At 57.3% G+C, this 6,000-nt stretch carries 3 protein-coding genes; 1 reads left to right on the top strand and 2 read right to left on the bottom strand.

Annotated features, from left to right (window positions below):
• Positions 1 to 443: 443 nt before the first annotated feature.
• Positions 444 to 1,259 (bottom strand): hypothetical protein, encoded by an 816-nt coding sequence (locus tag NO887_RS16955; RefSeq protein ID WP_256419361.1) that lies wholly within the window; start codon positions 1,257 to 1,259, stop codon positions 444 to 446.
• A 504-nt stretch (positions 1,260 to 1,763) separates the two neighbouring features.
• Here NO887_RS16955 and NO887_RS16950 point away from each other — a divergent pair.
• Positions 1,764 to 2,987, top strand: a complete 1,224-nt coding sequence (locus tag NO887_RS16950; protein ID WP_256419360.1) for an IS701 family transposase — start codon at positions 1,764 to 1,766, stop codon at positions 2,985 to 2,987.
• A gap of 45 nt (positions 2,988 to 3,032) precedes the next feature.
• Here the strand turns inward: NO887_RS16950 and NO887_RS16945 are convergent, their stop codons facing one another.
• Positions 3,033 to 5,951 (bottom strand): helicase-related protein, encoded by a 2,919-nt coding sequence (locus tag NO887_RS16945; RefSeq protein WP_256419359.1) that lies wholly within the window; start codon positions 5,949 to 5,951, stop codon positions 3,033 to 3,035.
• Positions 5,952 to 6,000: the final 49 nt, after the last annotated feature.

Genomic DNA, 6,000 nt, shown 5'->3' with positions numbered 1-6,000 from the left:
CAGTGTCGGATTGTGTTGGTGTCATACTTCCAATCCGGCTTTTAGTCTAGTGAAAGTGACTATTTCGCTCCGTTAGTGATAGATGCCGGATACGTCTGAACTGATTTTGAAACCGTGCAACGGGCTATTCATTCTAAGGATCAAGTCCTGAGGTATCGGCCACGCCGTCGTGTCCACACAAACTACCTAACACCTGTTGTGAGGCAAATGATCCACGAGAACGGTAGCAACGCTCCCGCTCGCTCCCGCTTTCGCTAACGTACCCGTGGCTAGTTAACACCCTTGTACAACTGTACTTTTGTTAAACTACAAGCGTGGTCATTGTAGAGGCGGGGGCTTCCCCGTGGAATTAATCTGTGAGAGGCCTATAACGGCTATCGGCTCACACTCCCTACCGGTGTCTTGCCTCACAACAGGTGTTAAATAATATTTGTGACACATCATCAGCGAGTTTTCTCCATCTCCAAGTAGATAACGAGCTTGTTCTTCGACCCGCCGAAGTCCGTGTTCACCTGCCGTGGGGAGTCCGCGCCCCACTCGTCGATCTTCTCGAAGATGCGCTTGATCTGGCTCGACTTCAGCTTCTCGTCGTTGCGCGTCCGAAAGAACTCCTTCGCAGACGGCGTGTCGACTGTGAACCGCTCGCCCATCTTGTCTCCGGTGCGTGTGCCGACATCGTTGATGTTCCGCAGCAGGTCGACTGCACGCTCGTGACTGGCGTACACGGAACTCTCGACCGCGTCAGCGCCGTCCCGCATGGCACGGCGAATCTTATCGTCGCCCATCAGGTCAGCGTTATCTATCTTGACACCGGCTTCGTCGGCAACAGCGCCGATGCGCCGACGAACCATCGCGATCTCTTGGCCGCGCTTGTCACGCTCCTCAGAGATCTGGTCTTGGATGTTGCCTAACACCCGGGTGTTAGGCTCGATGAATTGGTCGAGGATGCCGCCGTTGGCCTCGACGAACTCCTCGTATCTGTCGGCACCAGTCACGCCGTCCGTCGCGAGCAGCTTGCGCACGGACGAGAGCTGTACTGACATCCCGTCCATCCGGGGTTTGATGTGAGTCTCGAATTCGTTCTCTAGTTCATCGATACGGGCTGCCTGTTCGTCGATCGTCTCGCGCTGGTCCTCGGTGATCTTCTCCAGCTCGTTAATGCGAGCGAAAGCGCCGTCGAGCTGGTCTTCAAGCTCGTCGACCCGATCGTCGACGGTGGTCGGTGCGTCCGTCGGCGTCTGATTCGTGTTTGCTGGCATAGACATTATCTCCTCAGCGTGGTTGAGCACCGACCTCCACGAAGGCCGTCCACGAACTGCACAGACCTACCGCTCCTATGGCGGTAGGCTTATGTGCTGAGCGTCTAGAGAACCAGATACGGGAACCCGGGCGACCGGCTCCTGCCAGAGATTGGGTCGCTCGGGCCGCGTCTGGTTCTGCGGTGCGGTTATTTTCCGTTAGCGCGCATTTTGTTGGTCCGGCGTGAGTCGTCTTAAAACCCCGACCCTACAGGGGTATTTGTCTGACGTGCGTCATGCGCTGACCACCCAAAAGAGGAAACTCAACGGTGATTATCCGCAAAACAGCCGCGAGCGGAACTTTTGCCCGCGCTAACACGGATAGCGGTCTTTCAGTGTCGGCAAGATTCATCGCGCACCTCCACCCATCTCGAACGTGAGCAACCCATCGCCTATTCGTATTTAACTAATACCTCAGCTTTGAACGTTGAAGTAGGATCGTGACGTAGGCGGTAGCGAACACGGATGATGCCGATTACGGACTTCTTGTCGTGCACGCGTGTATTCGACGAGTTCGAGTCGCTGTCACCCGCACAACGTCAGCACGCGAAAACCTACGCCACAGGTCTTGTTGCGGCCAGCAACAAGACCGTGGCAGGCATCGCACGCGAAGTCCTTCCAGCTGGAGACAAACGCGCTCTCAACAAGTTCCTCACCGAGTACGACTGGGACGAACAGCAATTTAACCACGAACGCCTCGAAAAACTCCAAAAACACGGCGAAACACGTTGGTCGAAGGATGGGTACATCATCCTCGACGACACGATCACCGAGAAAGCCGGGGACGAAGTCCCCGGCGTCGGACACTTCTATGATCACGCCGAAGGTGACACTGTCTGGGGCCAAGACCTCATCTACGCCTTCTACGCCGACGACAAAACTGCGTACCCACTCACTTTCCGCCTCTACGAAAAACAGGACGAAGATGACCAAAACCACGACACCAAGTACGATCTCGCCCGTGAGATCGTCACCGAACTCGAAGACGAGGTAGGTGTCCCGGCGGACACCTACCTCTTCGACTCGTGGTTCGCTCACGATTCTGCCCTCGTCGAACACATCGAATCCTACGGCAACGACTGGATCGGCCCGCTCCGGAGCAACCGACAGGTAACCTACGCCGGCGAAGAGATCAGCGTCGATGCGCTGGCAGAGCGCATCGACACCGTCGAGCGTGATGTTGAGGACGAGACCTACCACATCTGGACAAAGAAGCTTCCCGTCTCCCAACTGGGAGACGTGAAGCTGGTCATCGCCGAGAAAGAAACTGACGAAGACGAAGAGAACCCGGTCAAATACCTCGCCACGAACAAGATCGACGCACCGACCGAACACGTGATCCGCTCCTACGGGATGCGGTGGCGCATCGAGACGTTCTTCGAGGACTCGAAGCAGGATCTCGGCTTGGGAGACTGCGAGATGCAGACTGACGAAGGTGCCAGTCGGCACTGGCACCTTCTCATGGCTGCCTACAGTCTCGTTCGTCTTGATCCCGAATCGAGCGCCTTGGGGACGGTTCGCTCGAAAGCGTCATCGCTTCGAGCGAACCTCGAACATTCCCTGAAGGAAGCCGTTTACAACCTGCTCTCGTGGGTTCGAGACAACGATGATCGTGGCGTCGATGACCTCATGGAAGAGATCGATCACCTCTTCGTTCACTCAACAGCCGACGCTAACGTTCAAAGCTGAGTAATACTCTAATAATATGCAGTGGCTTTGTTGCTAGCGGGTCATCTACAACGGAAGCGTGAGACAGTAATTCTCCACCTCGGGTGCGAGTGAGATAATCTGCTCTCGACGCCGGAGTTCGTTGCGACGCGTTTCGATCCTGTCCTCAAGCTGTTCAAGACGCTCCTGTTGGCCACGGATCGCGATGTCCATGTCCGAGCCGGCGTCGGCTTTGCGTTCGTACTCGTTGATGAACGACTCGATCCGGTCTCGCTCTGACTGTGCATATTCTTCGAGATTCTCCAGCTCGCGAGCGGTCTCGTCGTGACGTTTCTCTTGAAGTTGATTTTTGATCTCGGTGACCCGCGCGCTCACGTACCGATCGGCAGCCGCCCGCAGGTCGGCTTGCGCGTCGAGAATTGTCCGGAGGTCGTCGACGTCGGGCTTTGCCGCTATTGAGTCACCCTCGACAACGCGTTCACCGAGTGCCTGCTGTGCGTCTTTTTGTGCCGCATCCACGAAGACGGGGATGGTTTCTTCCCGAATCACGTCCCCGGTGCCGTCCTCAAACGCCACGCGATAGTTGTAGGTGATTCCCGGCGTGTCGACGAACGGCAAGAGTTTGAGTCCGACTTCACCGCGCTCATCCTCCAACACGCGTGCCATGAGCCGTTGCAGGACATCCGTATCGGGAGCGAGATAGGTGATATCCTCGTGATCCATCGCGAAGTCGCGGTCGAAGGTGAACGGACCGAACGTCGCATCGTGGTCGGGCGAGGCGATTCCGTCCGGCAACGCGGCTTCATAGAGATTGGTGCCACGCTTCTCGAAGTCGCCGCCAAAGGCCTCGACGGCTCGCTCGAAGAACTCGCGAATGTCGCCTTCGCTCCCGTACACATCCGCTGACTCGTCGACGACCTGCTGAATCTGCCGGCGACTCTCGGCATCGAACGTGCTCGTATCGACGAGACTTCGTTCGTACCACTCCTCGAGGGTCCGCTGTCGCTCTTCGATCAACTCTTCGAGCTCCGCTTTGGTCGCACTCGGCGGCTCGTCGTTCTCGATCGACTCCATGATGAGCGAGTCCACGTCGATGTCGTCGAGGATGCCGAGTACGTCTGCCGTATTTCCGAGCTGTGAGCGAATCTCTTCGACCTTGGTTTGGAGCATCTCGAAGATTTCACTTTCACGGGTGTCGTCAAAGAGGAAGTTCCAGACTGTGACCTCTTCTTCCTGTCCGTAGCGATGGATACGACCAATCCGCTGCTCGAGCCGGTTCGGATTCCACGGCAGCTCGTAGTTGGCCATGATGTGGCAGCTATGCTGGAGGTCGATCCCTTCACTCGCCGCATCGGTCGCGAACAGCAGTCGCGACTGGCCGTGGTTGAATTCGTCTTCAATCCGCGCCCGTTCTTCCTTGTCGACATCGCCGTGAATCACGAGAATCTCGTTGGCCCACGGCTCGTCCTCCACGTACTCAAGGATATAGTCGAGCGTGTCCCGATACTCTGTGAACAGTAGGAGCTTCTCGTTCGGCTGCTCTTCGAGCAATTGGGAGATAAATCGCCTGACCTTCTGTGCCTTGGAGTCGACCGGTAGATCCTCCGCTAGCGAGACGAGGTCACGGAGTGTATCGATCTCTTCGTGGAGTTGGTCGTCAGTGCTGGTGACAGTCAGCCCGGCGATCTCATCTTCCGCGTGCTCTTTGTCGTCCTCGTCCAAATCCTCGCCATCGAGATAGGCTCGGGCTTCCTCAGACAGGCCATCAGTCTCCGCTTCTTCATCGAGGAGATCGTCAAGCCGTCGACGGAGCGTCGCGTGAATCGCGCCGACGCTGCTCACAAGCCGTTTTTGCATGAGCGCCATCGCGAACCCGACCGCGGGTTCGTTCAGCTTCTCTGAGCGGTTGTAGACGTTTTTGACGTAGTCGGTGACTGCACGGTAGAACTGCCGCTCGTCGTGTGTCATCGAGACCGAGACCGAGTTGACCTCGCGGTCTGGAAAGACCCGGTCACCATCCTCGTCGTAGATGTCGGTCTTCCCGCGACGAATCATGACGCGATCAACCGTTTCTTGCGAGAGGTCGCGGTTCTCGGCGACAAGGAACGGGTCGATATACTCGACCAGCGAGCGGAACGCCTCGCCTTTCCCGTCGTGTGGGGTTGCGCTGAGGAGCAACAGCGAGTCGGAGTTTCCGGTGATGGTATCAACCATCTGTGCCGTCTTGCTCGGCGAGTCGCCTCGCTTCGCGGCTTTGTGTGCCTCGTCGACGACGACGACGTCCCAGAACGCGTCCTGTAGTGCAGGCTGGAACTCGTCTCGTCGTAGGAACGCCATGCTGGTGACGAGTTGTTGCTGGTCTTGATCCCAGATGTTGGCTTCCTCGCCGAGCCGTCGACGCTCTCCGTCGACCCACGCCCGGTCGGCGACGGTGAGATCGACGTCGAAGAACCGATCCATATCCCGGATCCACTTCTTCTGCAGGTGGGCCGGGACGACGAACAGGATGCGGTCAGCGCGATTCCGAGCGGCGAGTTCTTTGAGGATGAGCCCCGCCTCGATTGTTTTCCCGAGGCCGACGTCGTCGCCGATGAGCGCACGCTGCCGGAGTTTTTGCATCACCCAGTTGACGGCATCGAGCTGGTAGGGCTCCAGTCGAACGAGCGAGTTCGAGATGCTCAGGAGTTGCCCCTGTTCATGAGCGAGTTTGAGTTTCGTCGCTTGTGTGTGGAGGTCGAACCACTGCGCCGAGACTGCCTCGTGGTCAGGATGGAGCGAATCGAGTTGGAAATCAGAAAGCGTCTCAATCCCGCTCTCAGACGGCTGGATCTTAACGTCATCCAGACAGACGGTTTTGGCTCCCTCTCCTTCGATATAGGCTCGCAGATATTCGATATCACCGACAGCCTGCGTCCGGATTACCTCGGCGGGAGTGTCATTGAGAAGCACCCGCTGGCCGGGGGACAGCTGTGGAGGGTTCGTCATCAATTGATAGTGGCTGCAATGGTTGGCGGCATTTTGAATGTTCGTGGCT

Origin of the sequence: Halorubrum laminariae (assembly GCF_024494655.1) — an archaeon.
Taxonomy (GTDB): Archaea; Halobacteriota; Halobacteria; order Halobacteriales; family Haloferacaceae; genus Halorubrum; species Halorubrum laminariae.
Note: the sequence above shows the minus strand (reverse complement) of the source record. Positions and strands in the feature narration are given on the sequence as shown.